General features: G+C 32.0%; 21 protein-coding genes. 16 read left to right on the plus strand and 5 right to left on the minus strand.

Annotated features, from left to right (window positions below; genetic code table 11):
* The first annotated feature begins 92 nt into the window (after positions 1 to 92).
* The 15 genes from Q361_RS09750 to Q361_RS09825 all read left to right on the plus strand — a co-directional run bounded on the left by Q361_RS09750 (position 93) and on the right by Q361_RS09825 (position 12927).
* Positions 93 to 677: a YceI family protein gene (locus Q361_RS09750; protein WP_103726544.1), complete on the plus strand. Its 585-nt coding sequence runs from the start codon at positions 93 to 95 to the stop codon at positions 675 to 677.
* Between the two features lie 31 nt (positions 678 to 708).
* The gene (locus Q361_RS09755; RefSeq protein WP_103726608.1) at positions 709 to 2124 is read left to right on the plus strand and encodes a hypothetical protein; all 1416 of its coding nucleotides are present in this window, start codon (positions 709 to 711) and stop codon (positions 2122 to 2124) included.
* A gap of 68 nt (positions 2125 to 2192) precedes the next feature.
* Positions 2193 to 2750: a YceI family protein gene (locus tag Q361_RS09760; protein WP_103726545.1), complete on the plus strand. Its 558-nt coding sequence runs from the start codon at positions 2193 to 2195 to the stop codon at positions 2748 to 2750.
* Positions 2751 to 2944: 194 nt separating this feature from the next.
* Positions 2945 to 4081: an Mrp/NBP35 family ATP-binding protein gene (locus tag Q361_RS09765; RefSeq protein WP_103726546.1), complete on the plus strand. Its 1137-nt coding sequence runs from the start codon at positions 2945 to 2947 to the stop codon at positions 4079 to 4081.
* 77 nt (positions 4082 to 4158) lie between these two features.
* Positions 4159 to 4395 carry a NifU family protein gene (locus Q361_RS09770; protein ID WP_103726609.1) on the plus strand — a complete coding sequence of 79 codons (237 nt, stop codon included), beginning with the start codon at positions 4159 to 4161 and terminating at the stop codon, positions 4393 to 4395.
* 202 nt (positions 4396 to 4597) lie between these two features.
* Entirely contained in the window at positions 4598 to 5650 is a 1053-nt protein-coding gene (locus Q361_RS09775; protein WP_103726547.1) for an NAD(P)/FAD-dependent oxidoreductase, read from the plus strand.
* Between the two features lie 18 nt (positions 5651 to 5668).
* Positions 5669 to 5881 carry a hypothetical protein gene (locus Q361_RS09780; protein WP_103726548.1) on the plus strand — a complete coding sequence of 71 codons (213 nt, stop codon included), beginning with the start codon at positions 5669 to 5671 and terminating at the stop codon, positions 5879 to 5881.
* Positions 5859 to 6317: a DUF6036 family nucleotidyltransferase gene (locus Q361_RS09785; RefSeq protein WP_103726549.1), complete on the plus strand. Its 459-nt coding sequence runs from the start codon at positions 5859 to 5861 to the stop codon at positions 6315 to 6317. Before Q361_RS09780 ends, Q361_RS09785 begins: the two co-directional genes overlap by 23 nt.
* Positions 6317 to 6649: a 2Fe-2S iron-sulfur cluster-binding family protein gene (locus tag Q361_RS09790; RefSeq protein WP_103726550.1), complete on the plus strand. Its 333-nt coding sequence runs from the start codon at positions 6317 to 6319 to the stop codon at positions 6647 to 6649. The genes Q361_RS09785 and Q361_RS09790 overlap by 1 nt, the downstream gene beginning before the upstream one ends.
* A gap of 94 nt (positions 6650 to 6743) precedes the next feature.
* Complete coding sequence (locus Q361_RS09795) at positions 6744 to 7106, plus strand: S-adenosylmethionine decarboxylase family protein (RefSeq protein WP_103726610.1); 363 nt, start codon at positions 6744 to 6746, stop codon at positions 7104 to 7106.
* Between the two features lie 5 nt (positions 7107 to 7111).
* Entirely contained in the window at positions 7112 to 8314 is a 1203-nt protein-coding gene (locus Q361_RS09800; RefSeq protein ID WP_103726551.1) for a DUF4178 domain-containing protein, read from the plus strand.
* Positions 8315 to 8606: 292 nt separating this feature from the next.
* Positions 8607 to 8816, plus strand: coding sequence for a DUF350 domain-containing protein (locus Q361_RS09810; protein ID WP_103726611.1), 210 nt, complete (start codon positions 8607 to 8609; stop codon positions 8814 to 8816).
* Positions 8809 to 10326, plus strand: coding sequence for a polyamine aminopropyltransferase (locus Q361_RS09815; protein ID WP_103726553.1), 1518 nt, complete (start codon positions 8809 to 8811; stop codon positions 10324 to 10326). The genes Q361_RS09810 and Q361_RS09815 overlap by 8 nt, the downstream gene beginning before the upstream one ends.
* Positions 10304 to 11917, plus strand: coding sequence for an NAD(P)/FAD-dependent oxidoreductase (locus tag Q361_RS09820; protein ID WP_103726554.1), 1614 nt, complete (start codon positions 10304 to 10306; stop codon positions 11915 to 11917). Before Q361_RS09815 ends, Q361_RS09820 begins: the two co-directional genes overlap by 23 nt.
* Positions 11914 to 12927, plus strand: coding sequence for a hypothetical protein (locus Q361_RS09825; RefSeq protein WP_103726555.1), 1014 nt, complete (start codon positions 11914 to 11916; stop codon positions 12925 to 12927). The genes Q361_RS09820 and Q361_RS09825 overlap by 4 nt, the downstream gene beginning before the upstream one ends.
* On the opposite strand, the gene Q361_RS09830 is transcribed toward Q361_RS09825, so the two are convergent.
* The 5 genes from Q361_RS09830 to Q361_RS09850 all read right to left on the minus strand — a co-directional run bounded on the left by Q361_RS09830 (position 12928) and on the right by Q361_RS09850 (position 17283).
* Positions 12928 to 13827 (minus strand): metallophosphoesterase, encoded by a 900-nt coding sequence (locus tag Q361_RS09830; RefSeq protein ID WP_103726556.1) that lies wholly within the window; start codon positions 13825 to 13827, stop codon positions 12928 to 12930.
* A 194-nt stretch (positions 13828 to 14021) separates the two neighbouring features.
* Positions 14022 to 15200 (minus strand): acyl-CoA dehydrogenase family protein, encoded by a 1179-nt coding sequence (locus Q361_RS09835; protein ID WP_103726557.1) that lies wholly within the window; start codon positions 15198 to 15200, stop codon positions 14022 to 14024.
* Between the two features lie 198 nt (positions 15201 to 15398).
* On the minus strand, positions 15399 to 16061 hold the full coding sequence (locus Q361_RS09840; RefSeq protein ID WP_245874625.1) for a tRNA1(Val) (adenine(37)-N6)-methyltransferase: 663 nt from the start codon (positions 16059 to 16061) through the stop codon (positions 15399 to 15401).
* 119 nt (positions 16062 to 16180) lie between these two features.
* Positions 16181 to 16705, minus strand: a complete 525-nt coding sequence (gene rimM / locus Q361_RS09845; protein ID WP_103726559.1) for a ribosome maturation factor RimM — start codon at positions 16703 to 16705, stop codon at positions 16181 to 16183.
* 14 nt (positions 16706 to 16719) lie between these two features.
* Positions 16720 to 17283, minus strand: coding sequence for a 30S ribosomal protein S16 (locus Q361_RS09850; RefSeq protein WP_103726560.1), 564 nt, complete (start codon positions 17281 to 17283; stop codon positions 16720 to 16722).
* Between the two features lie 199 nt (positions 17284 to 17482).
* Between Q361_RS09850 and Q361_RS09855 the strand changes: the two genes are divergently transcribed.
* A complete protein-coding gene (locus Q361_RS09855) occupies positions 17483 to 18232 on the plus strand; it encodes a DUF6252 family protein (RefSeq protein WP_103726561.1) in 750 nt (249 codons plus the stop codon).
* Positions 18233 to 18407: the final 175 nt, after the last annotated feature.

Here is an 18407-nt window from a genome sequence, read left to right on the forward strand (position 1 = left end):
ATGACAATAAATATTTAAAAACTTTGATAAAAGTCGTGTTCAAGTGTCTTTATTCGTTAGAAATTTGTCATATAATTAAAAACCTTATTAAAATGAAAAGCTTAAAAACAGCCCAAAAACAAATATTTACCTTACTATTATTTGTGTTAGGGTTTTCGGTTACCTTTTCTCAAAACTCAAAATTGATTTCTGCAGAAAGTAAAATGACTGTTGATGGAACTTCCAATTTACACGACTGGACTATAACAGCAAAAACCATGTCTGGAAAAGCCGATTTTACTGTAGAAAATGGTGTTTTGAAAGATGTAAACAGTTTAGATTTTGCTGTAGATGTAGACCAATTGAAAAGTGGTAAAGATGGTATGGATGAAAATACCATGAAAGCCATGAATGCAAAAGTGTATAAAAACGTTACTTTCAAAATGACAAAGTTGGTAAAAATAATCAAAACTTCAGACGGATATACTGTAGATACACAAGGGACATTGTCTATGGCAGGTTCTTCAAAAACAATTAACCAAACATTTGCCGTAAAGCTTGTAGGTAAAAAAGTCGTGCTTTCTGGAAAACAAAAAATAGATATGACACTATATGGTATTAAACCACCAAAAGCACTTTTTGGAACAATTAAAACAGGAAAAGATGTTACTGTAGACTTTAAAGTAACATTTGATTAAAAATAACAAAACAATTTTATTTAATTTTATTATGAGAACTTTTATTAAAATCTCTACGCTAGCTTTAGCATTCGGACTTACAACCACAATGCAAGCTCAGGTAACCTTTGGAAACATGCAAAATATGATTTCTAGAGATAAAAACGGTATCAACCAATTTGATGTAAAAAAAGATAATGTAGAATACAAAGGATTAAGTGTTGATTTAGGTGCTGCATTTGCACTTCAGTTTCAAGCCTTAAATTCATTCAATGGACATGAAAATTTACCAGCACCTATAGCAAATTATAGACTTAACGGTTTAGAAAACCAAATTAATTTACCAACAGCAAACATGACGTTTGGTGCTCAATTAGCCGATGGTGTTCGTGTAAATTTAGATTTGTATCTAGCTGCGAGACACCACAACGAAACTTGGGTAAAAGGGGGATATTTGCAAATAGATAAATTAGATTTCATTAAAAAAGATTTCCTTGCTGGATTTATGAAATATGCTACCATCAAGATTGGTCAAATGGAGAACAATTATGGTGACGCCCACTTTAGAAGATCTGATAACGGTAGTGCATTGGTAAATCCGTTTATAGAAAGTAATATTATGGATTCTTTTACTACAGAGCCAGGTGTTGAAGTTTACTACAACAGAAGTGGTTTTGTAAGTATGCTAGGAGTTACAAATTCAAAATTAAATCAAAATGTTAATGAAATTGTTGCTTCTGCTCCAACAGCCTCTGCTCCAAACCCAAACACTACTGTTAGCCCAACGTTTTTAGCAAAATTTGGTTACGACAAACAAGTAGATAAAGATTTAAGAATACGTTTTACAGGGTCATTGTATCATTGTGCAAATACAAGTGGTAATTTATATTCTTCAGAAAGAGCAGGTAGCCGTTATTATTATGTAATGTCACACCAAACTTATACAGGAACTACAGGTCTAGTATACAATAATGCAACTCTAAATGCAGATGGAACTTCTACAGATGCTCTTGCTGGAAATGCTACAACCGGTAGATTCAATCCTGCATTTGGTAACTGGGCTCGTTCATATATGTTTAACCCATTTGTAAAATATAAAGGCTTGGAATTTTTTGGAACTTTTGAAATAGCAACAGGTGGTGATAAAAAAGGAGTTGATGAAAAACGTACTGTAAATCAATATACAGCAGACTTGTTATATAGATTTGGAGCTAGCGAAAACTTTTATCTAGGAGCAAGATATGGTACTGTTTCAGGAAAACTTGCAAATGCAGATACAGACTCTATCACTATAAATAGAATTGAAGCAAGTGCTGGATGGTTTATGACTAAAAATATATTAGCAAAATTAGCTTATATTAATCAAAACTATAAAAACTTTAAACAATTTGATGCAAAAGGAAATCCTAATGATTTATATCAGGGTAAATTCGATGGTTTAATGTTTGAAGCAGTAATTACATTCTAATAATATAACCAATCAATCAAATAAACCAAGAGGATTTTAGATTCTCTTGGTTTATTCCCAAAAGAAAAATGAGAAGTTTCAGTATAATTTTACTTGTTTTGTTTGTAAGTTTTGGGTTTACTAAGTTGAAAACTAAAGTAAAAATTTCACCAAAAAGCGAAGTGATTATTAAAGGAAAATCCAACGTGAACTCATTTCAATGCAAATACGATTCTAGTTTTTTAAACAATGAAATTGCTGTAACATCTTTTCAAAATAATAATAAAACCTCATTTGAAGGAGCCAAAATTGCCATTAAGAGTAAAGGTTTTGAGTGTGCTCCAAAAATGATAACCAAAGATTTAAAAACTACACTAAAAGCAACAGAATATCCTACTATAGACATTGAGTTGAATGAGTTAGTTATCAACAAAACCGATTATATAGCCAATATAACAGTACAAATAGCAGGAAAGTCTAAACAATATTCATTGCAAGTTGTTTTTAATCCAAAGAATTATAATGTAAGTGGGCAATTAAAAATCAATATCAAAGATTTTGATTTGAAACCACCAAAAAAAATGTTGGGATTAGTAGAAGTCAATGAAAATGTTGTTATTGATTTTAATTTATACCTACAATACTAAATAATTCAATTTTTTTCATTTGGTTTGGAAGAGCGAAATCTTACAGGAGATTTCGCTCTTTTTTTGCAGTATAAATGCTAAATATAACCAATAGAAACTACCTATTTTACTATAACAAAACTTTAAACCTCTAAGTTTTTAAACTCTTAAACTTCTTACTATCTTTGCAATTCATATTCAGTTTAAATAAAACAATGAAACTCGATAGAAAAGAAATACTCAAAGCGCTAGAAACCATTACGGTAGCTGGTGAAGGAAAAAATATGGTAGAAAGCGGTGCTGTAAAAAATGTAATTACTTTTGCAGACGAAGTGGTGGTAGAACTTACACTAAACACGCCTGCTTTACATATTAAAAAAAGAGCAGAAGTAGATATTATAAAAGCAATTCACGCACATGTTTACGAAAAAGCCAAAGTAAAAGTGAATATAAAAGTAGAAGCTCCCGAAAAAGCACAATCTAGCGTTATTAAAGGAAATGCTATTCCAGGAATTAACAATATTATTGCTGTAGCTTCTGGTAAAGGAGGTGTTGGAAAATCTACTACTACAGCCAATATTGCGGTTACTCTTGCCAAAATGGGCTTTAAAGTAGGAGTGCTCGATGCCGATATTTATGGGCCTAGTATGCCTATAATGTTCGATGTTGAGAATGAGAAACCTATTTCTGTAGAGGTAGATGGAAAATCAAAAATGAAACCCGTAGAAAGCTACGAAATAAAACTTTTATCAATAGGCTTTTTTACATCTCCAAGTCAGGCAGTAATTTGGCGCGGTCCTATGGCAGCAAAAGCGCTCAATCAGATGATTTTTGATGCAGCTTGGGGCGAATTGGATTTCTTACTCATCGATTTACCACCAGGTACTGGCGATATACACTTATCTATTATGCAATCGTTGCCTATTACAGGAGCAGTAGTAGTAAGTACACCACAAGCGGTAGCACTTGCCGATGCAAAAAAAGGAGTGGCTATGTTTTTAAGCGAAGCAATACAAGTCCCTGTTTTAGGAATTATAGAAAATATGGCGTATTTTACTCCAGAAGAATTGCCAAACAATAAATATTATATTTTTGGTAAAGAAGGTGCCAAAAACTTAGCAGAAGATTTACAAATACCATTTTTAGGCGAAGTGCCATTGGTACAAAGTATACGAGAAGCAGGCGATTATGGACGTCCAGCAGCACTACAAACCGCATCTGTTTTAGAAAAGGTATATGAAGAAGTTACCCGAAATGTGGTAAGCCAAGTCGTATTAAGAAATGAAAGTTTACCTCCCACAGAAGCTATAAAAATTACAACAATGGCAGGTTGTTCTGCCGTTAAAAAATAAGTAAATAATTAGATAATTTGTCAATGAGATAATTTGTTTTCAAATTGACATATTTCTAAATTGATACATTAATGAGTATGACACACGAAGAATTAACCCAAAATATTGAAAAGGCATTAGCAGAAATACGCCCATTTTTAAATTCTGATGGAGGAGATGTTCACTTAGTTGCTATAGAAGATGAAAAACATGTAAAGGTAAAATTTGAAGGTACTTGTACCCATTGTAGCGTAAACCAAATGACACTAAAAGCTGGTGTAGAAACTACCATAAAAAAATACGCTCCACAAATCGAAACCGTTATAAATATTTAGTTGAATAGTAGTTGTTGTTATAACAATAAATCTCCAAATTTATTCTTTAAGCGCACTGCAATTATTTCAAAAAATAAATAAAGAATACTATTTTATGTCTAATGTACGATTGTAACACAAGTAACATAAGCCATAAAAACTGATATTTATCATACTACTGAGCCTCATAAACCACCAAATTTGCAACACTAATTAATTAAACATGATAGAAACCGATATACTCATAATAGGAGCAGGCCCTACTGGGCTTTTTGCAGTTTTCGAAGCAGGATTATTACAATTAAAATGTCATATCATAGATGCTTTACCTCAACCAGGTGGCCAATTGGCAGAATTATATCCTAAAAAACCTATTTTTGATATACCTGGTTATCCAGAAGTTTTGGCAGGCGATTTGGTAAACAATTTAATGGAGCAAATAAAACAGTTTCAACCTGGTTTTACTTTGGCAGAAACAGCAGAAACTATAGATAAACTAGATGACGGAACGTTTATTGTTACAACCAACAAAGGCACAAAACATTACGCAAAAGCTGTAGCTATTGCAGGTGGTTTAGGCACATTTGAACCAAGAAAACCAGCCCTAGAAAATATTTCTTTTTACGAAGAAAAGGGCGTGGAATATTTTGTAAAAGATCCAGAATTGTTTAGAGATAAAGATATTGTAATTGCTGGTGGAGGCGATTCTGCTTTAGATTGGAGTATTTTTTTGTCAAATGTTGCTAAAACCGTTACTTTGGTACATAGAAGAAACGAATTTAGAGGAGCTTTAGATTCTGTAGAAAAAGTACAAGAATTAAAAAAACTAGGAAAAATAAACCTAATAACTCCAGCAGAAGTAGTAGCAATACAAGGTGTAGATCATGTAGAAAGCATTACTTTGGATAAAAATGGGGAGCAAGAAACAATAAAAACAGATTATTTTATACCACTTTTTGGGCTTACACCCAAACTAGGTGCTATTGCAAATTGGGGCTTAGAAATAGAGAAAAATGCCATAAAAGTAAATAATGCTTTAGATTACCAAACCAATATTGACGGAATTTATGCTATAGGTGATGTCAATATTTACCCAGGTAAATTAAAACTTATTTTATGCGGTTTTCATGAGGCAACACTTATGTGTCAAAGTGTGCACAATCGTATCAATCCAGGTAAAAAGTATGTGTTGAAATACACTACAGTTTCTGGAGTAGATGGTTTTGATGGCACTAGAAAAGAAGCTGAAAAAGCAGTTGTAAAATCGATAGATTAAATTTTTTATATTTGTAATATGGAAAGTATAAAATTGGATAGAAGTGTTACGAGTAAATCTTCATTTCAAGAAGCTGACGATCATGTAACTTTTTACAAAGATAAAACACCTCTTGAGCGTTTAAATTATGCTTGCGATATTATAAATTCTATTTTTGATTCAAGTCCAGAAAAAAAAGTAGATAGAACAGTTTTTTCTTCAAGAAAACATGCCCAACTTATTCAATATTGATTTTTTAGAATTTTTACAACTTTTAGATAAACATGAAGTTGATTATTTATTAGTAGGAGGGTATGCTGTAATTCTCCATGGCTATGGAAGAAGTACAGGAGATATGGATTTGTGGATAAATAAAACTACCCAAAATTATAATAAATTAAAGTTGGTTTATCAAGATTTTGGAGTTCCTGTTTTTTCAATTGATGATTTTGAAAGCGAAAAAATTGATGTTTGGAGTATTGGAATAGAACCAAGAAAGATTGAAATATTGACTAAAGTAAGTGGTTTAAGTTTTAATGAGGCATTCAAAAATCGTTTATTCTTAAATCTAGAAAACTTTAAAGTTCCCTATATCGATTTTGAAGATTTAATTAAAAATAAATTAACTTCTGGAAGATTTAAAGATTTAGCAGATATTGAACAATTAAAAAAATTGAAAGAAAACTAATGCTACAAGACGTAACAGTTTATATTACAGATAGAAACGGAGTTCGACACGAAGTACAAGCTCCTACAGATATGAATATGAATATTATGGAACTCATTCGTGCTTATGAACTCGCCGAAGAAGGAACCGTAGGAGTTTGTGGCGGAATGGCCATGTGCGCATCTTGTCAATGCTACGTATTAAATGATGTTATTTCATTAGAAAGAAACCCAGATGAAGAAGCCATGCTTTGGGAAGCCTATCATGTTAAAGATAATTCTCGATTAGGATGTCAAATACCTATTACCGAAGATATTAATGGTTTAGAAATAGAAATAGCTCCAGAACAATAAAAAAGATAGAATTAATTTTAGCTTTTTTTGTAACAAAATTTTAACACTTGCGTATAATCAAAATATCCTACTATAATAATTGGGTTTTATTTTGATGCATCACAACACGTATTCTCCAGGACTTCACAAATTAGTTACTCTTCAAGTAAATAATTTAGAAAAACTTACCAATAGTTTAGCCTTTATCAATTTTTCAAATCAAATAATTGTAGAAAATGGTTTAGAAAAAGTAGGCGAGATTACACATAATTTTGAGAATAATAGTTTCACTATTGCTTTTTGTTTAAAAGAATCACACATTTGTATACATACTTGGCCCGAGTTTAAACAACTCACTCTCGACGTATATTTATGTAATTATTTACAAGATAATTCTGCAAAAGTTAAAGTTATAACTGAAAAGTTTATAGAATATTTCCAAGCAGTTGTTTTAAAAGAATTTGAAATCAATAGGTAAAAGCTATGGAAATTACTTGTACTAAATGTTCTACAACAACAAAGCTAGATCTTAGTTTTGAGGCTAGTTATTTTGCTTGTCCAAATTGTAAAACAATCTATTTTAAAGCTAGAAACGATGAGTTTGCTTTTAAGACTTCATGTAGCGAAAAAACATACCTTTATGCCTTTTCTGTTGGCCAAAAAGCTACTTTTAATAATAAAGAGTATAAGGTAACAGGCGTGTTAATAAAAAAATACAAAAATGTTTTAAGATGGGCAGAGTATATTTTACAAAATTATGAAGGATCGTTTTTGTACCTTTCAGAGTCAGATGGTAATTTTATTTTGTTGGAAGAAATTGAGTATGAAAAAAAAGTAGGAAACCATCCTTTGGTCATAGAACATGAAAACCTGAGTTTTGATCAGTATGATTATTCTTATCCTAATTTAAGCTACGCTTCAGGTTTTTTTGATTTTAATATTTTAGAGCGAATAGAACTTATAGAGTATATAAATCCTCCTTATATTTTATCATTTGAAAAATTTGAAAAAACACAAATAGCATATTATGGTAAACATATTTCTAGAAGCGCTGTAAAAAAAGCATTCAAAACATCTTCAATACCTTCAAAATCAGGAATAGGAGTGGTGCAAGTTTTTCCAATAAATGTTAGAAATTTAGCCATAATATTTTGCACAGTAGCAATACTCATACTCTTTTCTCAATTATACATAAACAAAGACAGAAAATCTCAAGAAGTATTAAATACTTCGGTTCCGTTTAACGGATTTGTTTCTAAAGATTTTGTGAGTCCTTCATTTGAATTAAAAGGAGGTTCGGCACCCTTACAAATTAATGTTTCTTCCAATGTAGATAATTCTTGGGCAAATGTTCAAGTAGCATTGGTAAACGAAATTACCAACGAAGAAATTTATGCTTCTAAAGATATAGAATATTACCACGGATATACTGAGGGAGAAAATTGGACAGAAGGGAGTACTACAGAAAACTTCAATATTTGTGGTGTTTCAGCGGGTAAATATCATGTAACCGTTGTTCCAACCAAAGCACCAGAAGATACTTCAAATAGCTTTGTAACCATTAAAGCTACGTGGAATGAACCTTCGTTGAGGAATTTTTTTATGACAATAATTTTTATGGCAGTATTTGTAATACTAGTATATTATTGGTCTAAGTATTTTGAATATAAAAGATGGGAGGAATAATTTATGAGAAATAGTATACATTTTATTAAAGAAAATTATTTGGCTATATTATTAGGTTTGTTCTTCTACGGAGTTTTTTTGTACTATACTATAGAAGGCAATAGGTTGTGCGATTGCGAATCGACAGAGAATTATAAACCAACAACTTCTAGCCATAGTAGCGTAAATCGTTTTTATCACAAATAAAAAGTATAGTATATAATCGTCATTTACAATAAGATTGCACAAGCAAGCCACTGTAATTAGAAACACGATTATAAGCTATGTTATAATAAAAATAAATTTTAAACACATGGATACAAATCAAATGATTATCAACTCTTTATTGTTTTCTGCACTTGGAATTGTAATACTTTTTGCAGCTTATTTTATTATTGAAAAAATAACTCCCGAAAACACTTGGAAAAAAATAACTCAAGAAAACAATATAGCTGTTGCTATAGTTTTTGGAGCCTTAATTATTGGAATTTCAATGATTATTAGCGCAGCAATTCATGGGTAAAAATAGAGTTAAGTTTGAATTTTTATTACTTTTTGCCGTTTTTACTATCGCTACTTGTGGTTTAGTTTATGAGTTGGTGGCAGGTACTTTGGCAAGTTATTTATTGGGCGATTCGGTAAAACAATTCTCATTTATTATTGGAGTCTATCTTTTTTCTATGGGAGTTGGTTCATACTTTTCGAAGTTTATCACCAAAAATTTACTCAATACTTTTGTAGAAATTGAAATTTTAGTAGGTCTAATTGGCGGATTGAGTTCTGTTGTACTTTTTTTATTGTTTGAAACCGATTTTGCATTTCAATTTATTCTTTACTCTTTAGTTTTTGTAACTGGGTGTTTAGTAGGTCTTGAAATACCATTGTTAATGAATATTTTAAAAGACAAAGTAGAATTTAAAGATCTAGTTTCAAATGTGTTTACCTTTGACTATATTGGTGCTTTACTAGCATCAATTTTGTTTCCCTTACTGTTAGTTCCAAAGCTTGGCATTATGGGTACATCATTATTCTTCGGAATGATAAATGTATCAATAGCCATCGCTCTATGCTATTTTTTAAAATTAGAATTAAAAAAAGTTATAGTACTGCGAGCAAAAGCTATAGTCTCTTTTTTGATACTATTTACAGCTTTTATTTTTTCTGAAAATATACTCTCTTTTTCAGAAGGAAAACTATATGGAGAAAATATTATTTATACCCACTCAACGCCTTATCAACGAATTGTTTTAACACACAACAAAAACGATTACCGCTTGTATTTAAACAACAACCTCCAGTTTAGTTCTCTAGATGAATACCGCTATCACGAGGCACTTGTGCATCCTGCTATGTCTATGGCAACAAAAGTTAGTAATATTTTAGTACTAGGTGGAGGCGATGGTTTGGCAGTTCGAGAAATATTAAAATACAAACAGGTACAAAAAATTACAGTTGTAGACCTAGATGAAGGAATGACAAAGTTGTTTAAAACTAATCAAGTTTTAGTAAACTTTAATAAAAATTCTTTAAACAATTCAAAAGTTACTGTATATAATAAAGACGCATATATTTGGACAAAAGCGTGTAAAGAAAAGTTTGATGTAGTTATTATAGACTTTCCAGATCCATCAAATTACAGTTTAGGAAAATTATATTCGTTAAACTTTTACAAAACCGTTCAAAACTTACTGCATACTGATGCGGTAGTAGTAATACAAACCACTTCGCCCTATTTTGCTCCAAAATCATTTTGGTGTATTAATAAAACCGTCATGAATGTTTTACCTCAAATAGATGCTTATCATGCTTATGTTCCTTCATTTGGAGAATGGGGCTTCACTATAGCAATCAATGGATTTGGAACTCATTTTAACAAAGTTAATAGAAAGGCTGATGGATTGCGGTTTTACAATTATCAATTTGAAAAATACAATTACTTTAACAAAGATATGATTGCTAAAGATATTGAAATTAATAGGCTAGATAATCAAATTTTAGTACGTTATTTTGATGAAGAGTGGGGGAAATTATAACAGTTCAAGAAGGAATTTTTTTAAAATTTTAGGCTCAACCGTACTGATTGTTCCTTTTCTAGATGCTTGTAAAGAAAAAGTTGTTACTTTTTTAATTCGTTTATCGGGAACCAACCATATTTTGGGTCATAAACTTCGAGTTAAAAATTTTCCAAAACCTTCAAAACAAATTCAAATACCTTATTTAATTGTTGGCGGAGGTATTACAGGTTTATCTGCAGCTAGACAATTTGTTAAAAAAGGCATCTCCGATTTTTTATTGGTAGAACTAGAAAATCATTTGGGCGGAAATTCTTCAAATAGTCAAAATAAGTATTCTAAATATCCTCTCGGAGCACATTATTTGCCTTTACCAAACCTTGAAGATAAAGAATTATTAAAATTTCTGGAAGAAGAAAATATTATTCTAGGTTATGATGAAAAAGGATTTCCAAATTTTGATGAGTTGCAACTTACTTTTGCTCCAGATGAGCGTTTGTTTTATAAAAATAATTGGCAAGAAGGTATTGTTCCTCGAGAAGGAAATTCTACAGCAGAAAACATCGAGTTAAATCGGTTTTTTAAGATGATGGAAGAGTTTAGATCTAAAAAAGATGCTACAGGACTATATTGGTTTATGATTCCGATGCAACTAAGCTCCAAAGAACCAGAGCTTAAAGAATTGGATAACCTTACAATGAAAGAGTGGTTGCAAAAACAAAACTTTACATCAAAACCTCTATATACGTATGTAGATTATTGCTGTAGAGACGACTTTGGTTTGGGTATTGAGTTTGTTTCGGCTTACGCAGGCATACATTATTTTGCCGCAAGAAAACAAAATAGTAGCCCCGAAAAAACAGAAACCGTATTAACTTGGCCCGAAGGCAATGCAAGACTAGCACATCATTTAAAAAAATATTCCACAGAAAAAACATTGAAAAATCATTTGGTTTATGAAGTAAAAATCAAAAATGATAAAGCTGTGGCTTTGGTTTTTGATGATAAAACAAAAACTTCTATCGAGATTATTGCCGATAAAATTATTATGGCAACGCCACAATTTGTAAATCAATATTTAGTTGAAGATAGAAAACAATTTACCAAAAACTTTCATTATGCTCCATGGCTTTTGGCAACATTGGTGGTTTCCGATTTAACTGATAATTCCAGCTTTCCATTGAGTTGGGATAATGTAGCACATGGTTCAAAAGGATTAGGATATATTTATAATCAACACCAATCTTTGCAGCAAGTTCAAGATAAAAAAGTAATCACTTATTACTATAGTTTTTCATCTTCCGATTGCGGAAAAAGCAGAAGAGAAATCTATAAAAAACCAAAAGAATATTGGAAAAATTTAGTAATTAATGATTTAAAAATTTCGCATCCAAACATAGAAGAAGTAACAGAAAGTATTGATATTCATATTTTAGGACATGGAATGATAAGTCCAAAAACAGGTTTTTTATTTAGTGAGAGCAAACATAAAGCATCAAAATCTATTGCTGACAAAATATTTTTTGCTCATAGTGATTTGTCAGGAATTTCAATTTTTGAAGAAGCGTTTCATCAAGGAATTAATGTAGTAAACAAAGTTATTTTATCATGATACAACCTTGGATACATAAAGCAAAAACAGATATCTTTTTTATACTAATGCCACCATTTTTTGTGCTAGCAATTGTATTTCTGTTTCAAAAACAATTAGCAAAAATAGAACAAGATTATTCTTTTTATACGTGGTTGCTATTGATTGTTTTTGTAGATGTGGCACATGTTTATGCAACATTATTTAAAACTTACTTTGTGAAATCAGAATTTATTAGCAGAAAAAAATTATACATTGGATTGCCCGTTTTTTGTTTTCTTTTAGGCTTTGTGTTGTTTCTTTTTGGTAGTAAAGTGTTTTGGTCTTCATTGGCCTATGTAGCTGTTTTTCATTTTATTAGACAACAGTATGGTTTTATGCGTTTGTATGCAAGAACTGAAGACAAAAGCTATGCGTGGATTGACAAGTTCGTTATTTATACAGCTACTTTGTATCCAATGCTATATTGGTTTTTATCTCCAAAAAAAGAATTTAACTGGTTTGTTGAAAATGAATTTTTTACATATCCAATTCCGTTTTTACTTTATATTCTTACTTGGATTTACTTTATTATAGTGTTTTTCTATGTGGTAAGAACAATGTATTTATTGTTGAAATATAGATTTTTTAACATTCCAAAAAACGCAGTAATTGTTGGAACATTTTTATCATGGTATTTTGGCATTGTGTATTTTAATAACGATTTGATATTTACGTTACTCAATGTTGTATCGCATGGTATTCCTTATATAGCGTTAATTTATGTAACAGAAATAGAGAAGAAAACCAATGAAGATTTAGGTTGTCTAAACAAGTTTAAACATTACAAAGGGTTGTTGTTTTTTTTAATTTTTTTATTTCTTGTAGCTTCTTTTGAGGAATTTACATGGGATATTTTGGTTTGGCAAGAACAGTTTTCAAAACCAAAGTTTAATGTTTCGGCATGGCAATTTATTTTAGTGCCTTTGCTTACAGTACCTCAATTTACACATTATTTATTAGATGGTTTTATTTGGAAAAACAAAAAGTAATCAACCGCAATAATCGCTCAATTTACGAGGCACTTCAATATATTCTTTTACAATTTGTAGCGTACCATCATCTTTAGTATCAATAAACCATTTCACTAAGGCAATAGTTCCTTCTGCAATTTCTATTCCCGTAATACTTCTAGGATGTACACAACTCCCGTCGTTAAAGTAGTTTATAGCATTTTCGGTCGGACTAGGAAAATGTGGGCGGTGTGTATGACCAACAATTGTAATAATGTTTTTGTTGTTTACAATCCACTGTTTTATTCTACGTTCTACTTTTATTTGCTCTAGGTAGTTTTTCGCAGGGCTTGTAGGGTCTTTTATACCCCAAACTTGCAACGGTTTCCACAACACACGAACTAAAAATTTATTGAGCTTCCAGCCTACATAATTCATAAAATCAGCTTGATGCCCATGAGTTAAAAATAGTTCTTGTCCTGTTTCGGCGTGTTGTAAAACAATACCTTCATAAAATTGTAAATGGGGCATTAAAGGAAGTTTTTTACCTTCTGTATTGTCAAAATATTCCGAAAAATTTTTCTTAACAATGTTTGGATTACGGTAAACCATATCATGATTGCCCCAAATCATGTGAAGTTTGTTTTGTAAATAAAATTTTTGAAGTAGTAAAAACACATTTTTATTAGATTCAAAAATGTCTTTAAAAAATAAGTTTTCCCACAACTCATCTCCATCGCCCAATTCGATATACTGAAAACCATTTTGCAGGTATTGTTTCAACGCATGAAAATAAATATTTCGGTTGTTTGCAAAATCATCGGCAAAACTACCATCACCTCTATGACAATCACTAAACAAAATAAATTTATCTTGATTGTTAAACGAGATTCTTTTGGCTTGTTGGTAGGCTCTTGTAAGTCGAGTTTGCGAAGACATATTGGTTTACTAGTAAAAAAGTGATGTTGTTTGTAGCGCCAAAAATACACAGAAAAAATCAATTGTAGTATACCATTGTACAACAGTTGGTGTGCTATGAAAACTAAAGTTTAAAGAGGTTGATTTTTGCTCACAAAAAAAGAGCTCCAAAATAGGAGCTCTTAAATATGTGTAAAATATTTATATTTCTGCTCTTACTTAAAAGCAGGCATACCTGTAATATCGGCACCCGTAATCAACAAATGAATATCGTGTGTTCCTTCATAAGTAATTACAGATTCTAAGTTCATACTATGGCGCATAATAGAATATTCACCTGTAATACCCATTCCGCCAAGCATTTGTCTAGCTTCTCGAGCTATGTTTATAGCCATATCAACATTGTTTCTTTTCGCCATCGAAATTTGAGCTGTTGTAGCTTTTCCTTCATTTCTTAAAACACCCAAACGCCAAGTTAATAATTGCGCTTTGGTAATTTCGGTTATCATTTCGGCCAATTTTTTCTGTTGCAATTGTGTAGCAGCAATAGGTTTGTCAAATTGTACACGCTCTTTGGCATAACGCAAAGCAGTATCATAACAATCCATAGCAGCACCAATAGCACCCCAAGCAATTCCATAACGAGCAGAATCTAAACACATCATAGGAGCACCTAAACCAGATTTTCCAGGTAATAAATTTTCTTTTGGAACCTTTACATTATCAAAAATTAACTCGCCAGTTGCCGAAGCACGTAAAGACCATTTGTTGTGTGTTTCAGGCGTAGAAAAACCTTCCATGCCACGTTCTACAATAAGTCCGTGAATTCTTCCTTCTTCATTTTTTGCCCAAACAACGGCAATATCTGCAAAAGGAGCATTAGATATCCACATTTTGGCGCCATTTAATAAATAGTGGTCGCCCATATCTTTAAAATTGGTTACTAAACCACTTGGGTTCGACCCATAGTCAGGCTCTGTGAGTCCAAAACAACCCATAAATTCACCTGTAGCTAGTTTTGGTAAATATTTCATGCGTTGCTCTTCGGTTCCAAATTTCCAAATAGGGTACATAACCAAAGACGATTGAACTGATGATGTTGAACGCACACCCGAATCGCCTCTTTCAATTTCTTGCATAATCAATCCGTACGAAATTTGGTCTAAACCAGCACCACCATATTCTTCTGGAATATAAGGTCCAAAACCACCTATTTCACCCAAACCTTTAATTATTTGTTTTGGAAATTCGGCACGTTGCGCATAATCTTCTATAATAGGAGAAACTTCACGTTTTACCCATGCACGAGCAGCATCGCGTACTAATTTGTGCTCTTCTGTTAATAAATCGTCTAGCAAATAATAATCAGGAGCTTGAAATAAATCTGGTTTCATATCTTCTTAAAAAATGATTAGTAATTAATGATTTGGTAATGAGTTCAAAAAAACACACAATTACGAAATCGTTTGCAAAATTACAGAAACATTTTTAAGAAATAAGCGAACAGGTATTTATTTTTATGGAGCTTTTTCCAGCTTTCGCCTTTATCTCTCCATTTCATTACGAGGATATCGGCTCTATCTGGGCTAGGGTTACATTTTTATATAAAAATCTTTAGTAAGACTAATATATGCATCAGTATATTGATGCCTTGAGGTTTCAATAACTAATTCATCGGCTGATAAAGTGCTTAATTCGTATCGTTTAAAAGCCAATAAACTTCTTTTAATTTCTGTAGTTGGAGTGCCTTTTACACGAGTAATTTTTACAGGATAAAGCTCTACTTGAGCACACAAATCAATAAACTTTTCTTCTTCTTTATACGGAATTATTACTGCAAAAATCCCGTTTTCTGAAAGTAACAAATCGGCAGCATCGATTAAGTCTTCAAAAGGCAAAGCATCTTGAAATCGAGCTATATCACGTTGGGTATTATCTGTTTTAAAATCTTCAGAATAAAAAGGCGGATTAGAAATAATTATGTCGTACTCATCTTCGGGTTCATCTACAAATTCGTCCAATCCAGCATGAAAGCAAAACAAACGGTCGCTCCAAGGCGAAGTTTCAAAATTTTCTACACACTGTTCGTAGGCCTCTTCATCAATTTCAAGAGCATCAATTTGCTCGGCATTGCTGCGTTGCGCTATCATTAACGAAAGTATTCCGGTACCAGCACCAATATCCAAAACCGAATACGGATTATTTTCAAGAGGACACCATGCACCAAGCAATACAGCATCGGTGCCAATTTTCATAGCACATTGGTCTTGTTGAACCGTAAATTGTTTGAATTTAAACACAGTAAATATTGAATAAAGAGTAACGAATATCGATTTTAGAACCTAGCGAATTTTAGATGCCACCAAAATAGTGTTTAAAGATACATTTCAACCAAACCTTCAGGTAAATTCATGATAACTTTTTTGTTTTCTCTATCAATTTTAACCAAAAATTGGTCAATCATGGGTACAAGTATTTCAATGGTACCGTTTACCACTTCAAAAAGAGGTTGTGCAGAAGAATCGTTTATAGAAGTAATTTTTCCAAAAACGCCCAAGCGCTGATCTTCTATGTCAAAACCTATTACTTCGTGATAATAAAATTTATTACCTTCTAATTTTGGTAAAGCCGATAAAGGTAAGTACACAGCAGATCCAATAATTTCATCGGCTTGTTGCTCTGTATCTACATCTTCAAATTTAACTTTTAAGAAGTCGTTTTTGTGTAATGAAGAGTTTTCAATAAAAAATGGAACCAAATTTTTGCCAAACTCGACAAAAATTGATTCCATTTCTTCGTAAATTTCAGGTTCGTCTGTATCCAAATAGATAAGAACTTCACCTTTGAAACTAAATTTTTTAGCGATTTTGCCAAGATAGAAACAGTCTTCTTTACGCATTACCGCAATATTTATTAAGCTTCTGTAGTTTCGTTGTTTTCTTCTGTAGCTGGAGCTTCTTCGGCAACAGTTTCAGTTTCTTCGGCAGCTACTTCTTCTGTAGTAGCTTCAGCTTCAGCAGCTTTTAAAGCTTCAGCAGCAGCTTTTGCACGATTTTCATTTACTTCTTTTTCTGCTTGTAAAGCTTTAGCTTTTGCATCGTCTTTAGCTTTAGCTAATCCGTCTTTTTTAGCACTTACTTTGTTTGATTTTTCTTCCATCCAAGTTGCTAATTTAGCATCTGCTTGCTCTTGAGTTAAAGCACCTTTGCGTACGCCTCCGTCTAGGTGGTGTTTCAATAAAGCACCTTTGTAAGACAAAATAGCACGAGCAGTATCTGTAGGTTGTGCACCATTGTGTAACCATTGTACCGCTTTGTCTAGGTTTAAATCAATAATTGCCGGATTGGCTGTTGGATTGTAAGTTCCTAGTTTTTCTAAAAATTTACCATCTCTTTTTGAACGAGCATCTGCCGCTACAATCCAGTAAAAAGGTTTTCCTTTTTTACCGTGTCTTTGTAATCTAATTTTTACTGACATAATCTATTTGATTAATTTTGAGGTTCTCGACCTCGGTTATTTTAAGGGTGCAAATATATAAAAGTTTTTGTTTGAAACCATTGTATTGTTAAATTTTATCTTTTTTTTAGTTTTACTTTAAATATTATTAGGTCAATAAACTAAAAAAACTATTTTTGTAGTTGTTTTACAACGTATTTTATTAAAAACATAAATATAAATGAAAAAGTTACTTTTCTTTGTTTTGGCGGTGTCTGTTTTTTCTTCTTGTGGTGAAGATGTAGAATTTAATAATCCTACAATACAGGCGTACAAAAACGATGTTCTTTTTAGAGGAGTGAATATACAAGCCTACCAATCGGCTGCAACGGGCAGAATACGAATGGTGGCTACTACACAAAGCGAACAGTTGGAGCTTAAAATAGGCGATCCTGCTCTAGGCACTTATTATTTGGGTACCACCAATACAAATAACAAAGCAACTTATACGTCGAGTTTAAACGATATAAATGTTACATATGCTACAGTTCCAGTACAAGGTTCTGTTTCAAAGGTTGATTCGGCAATAGTAACAGGCGGATCAGGATACACTTCAGATTGTACATTAATAAATGGGCAATGGGTTTGTGGTACATCTCACACTACTACAGGTGGCTCAGGAGTTGGTCTTACAGTTTCATTAATTACAACAAATGGAGTAGTAACTTCTGCCAAAGTAGCTTCGCCAGGTAACAATTATTATCCAGGAGATGTTATTACTGTTAATGGCGGTACTACCGATGCTAAATTAAAAGTTCTTAATACTCAAGACAGTAACGGAGAGATTGTTTTAAGTTCAACAAAAGATGGATATTTAAGCGGAACTTTTAAGTTTAATGCAGTTAAATTGATTGGGCCTCAAACAGAAGATGCTGTTATCAACTTTCAGCATGGTACTTTTTACAATGTGCCAGTGGTTCCAGAGCCTTAATAGAAAAAACATTCAAATATAACCAAAGCCTCAGTACACATACTGAGGCTTTGGTTTTTTATAGTACTATTGTTAATAACTATAATTGAAATTTAGTACTATAAAATGTATTTTTGAAGCAACATAAAAGTTGAGTTTTAAACCTCAAAATGATTATGGTTTGTCTAAGTATATT

Origin of the sequence: Flavobacterium croceum DSM 17960 (assembly GCF_002917885.1) — a bacterium.
In the GTDB taxonomy this organism is placed as follows: domain Bacteria; phylum Bacteroidota; class Bacteroidia; order Flavobacteriales; family Flavobacteriaceae; genus Flavobacterium; species Flavobacterium croceum.

Bases quoted from the DNA above. Each gene is read 5' to 3' on its own strand.
- Q361_RS09795 (WP_103726610.1), top strand. From the start codon at position 6,744: ATGCATCACAACACGTATTCTCCAGGACTTCACAAATTAGTTACTCTT.
- Q361_RS09775 (WP_103726547.1), top strand. From the start codon at position 4,598: ATGATAGAAACCGATATACTCATAATAGGAGCAGGCCCTACTGGGCTT.
- Q361_RS09825 (WP_103726555.1), top strand. From the start codon at position 11,914: ATGATACAACCTTGGATACATAAAGCAAAAACAGATATCTTTTTTATA.
- Q361_RS09800 (WP_103726551.1), top strand. From the start codon at position 7,112: ATGGAAATTACTTGTACTAAATGTTCTACAACAACAAAGCTAGATCTT.
- Q361_RS09810 (WP_103726611.1), top strand. From the start codon at position 8,607: ATGGATACAAATCAAATGATTATCAACTCTTTATTGTTTTCTGCACTT.
- Q361_RS09815 (WP_103726553.1), top strand. From the start codon at position 8,809: ATGGGTAAAAATAGAGTTAAGTTTGAATTTTTATTACTTTTTGCCGTT.
- Q361_RS09755 (WP_103726608.1), top strand. From the start codon at position 709: ATGAGAACTTTTATTAAAATCTCTACGCTAGCTTTAGCATTCGGACTT.
- Q361_RS09785 (WP_103726549.1), top strand. From the start codon at position 5,859: ATGCCCAACTTATTCAATATTGATTTTTTAGAATTTTTACAACTTTTA.
- Q361_RS09850 (WP_103726560.1), bottom strand. From the start codon at position 17,283: ATGTCAGTAAAAATTAGATTACAAAGACACGGTAAAAAAGGAAAACCT.
- Q361_RS09760 (WP_103726545.1), top strand. From the start codon at position 2,193: ATGAGAAGTTTCAGTATAATTTTACTTGTTTTGTTTGTAAGTTTTGGG.
- rimM (WP_103726559.1), bottom strand. From the start codon at position 16,705: ATGCGTAAAGAAGACTGTTTCTATCTTGGCAAAATCGCTAAAAAATTT.
- Q361_RS09780 (WP_103726548.1), top strand. From the start codon at position 5,669: ATGGAAAGTATAAAATTGGATAGAAGTGTTACGAGTAAATCTTCATTT.
- Q361_RS09765 (WP_103726546.1), top strand. From the start codon at position 2,945: ATGAAACTCGATAGAAAAGAAATACTCAAAGCGCTAGAAACCATTACG.
- Q361_RS09820 (WP_103726554.1), top strand. From the start codon at position 10,304: ATGAAGAGTGGGGGAAATTATAACAGTTCAAGAAGGAATTTTTTTAAA.
- Q361_RS09840 (WP_245874625.1), bottom strand. From the start codon at position 16,061: ATGAAAATTGGCACCGATGCTGTATTGCTTGGTGCATGGTGTCCTCTT.
- Q361_RS09855 (WP_103726561.1), top strand. From the start codon at position 17,483: ATGAAAAAGTTACTTTTCTTTGTTTTGGCGGTGTCTGTTTTTTCTTCT.
- Q361_RS09770 (WP_103726609.1), top strand. From the start codon at position 4,159: ATGACACACGAAGAATTAACCCAAAATATTGAAAAGGCATTAGCAGAA.
- Q361_RS09835 (WP_103726557.1), bottom strand. From the start codon at position 15,200: ATGAAACCAGATTTATTTCAAGCTCCTGATTATTATTTGCTAGACGAT.
- Q361_RS09830 (WP_103726556.1), bottom strand. From the start codon at position 13,827: ATGTCTTCGCAAACTCGACTTACAAGAGCCTACCAACAAGCCAAAAGA.
- Q361_RS09750 (WP_103726544.1), top strand. From the start codon at position 93: ATGAAAAGCTTAAAAACAGCCCAAAAACAAATATTTACCTTACTATTA.
- Q361_RS09790 (WP_103726550.1), top strand. From the start codon at position 6,317: ATGCTACAAGACGTAACAGTTTATATTACAGATAGAAACGGAGTTCGA.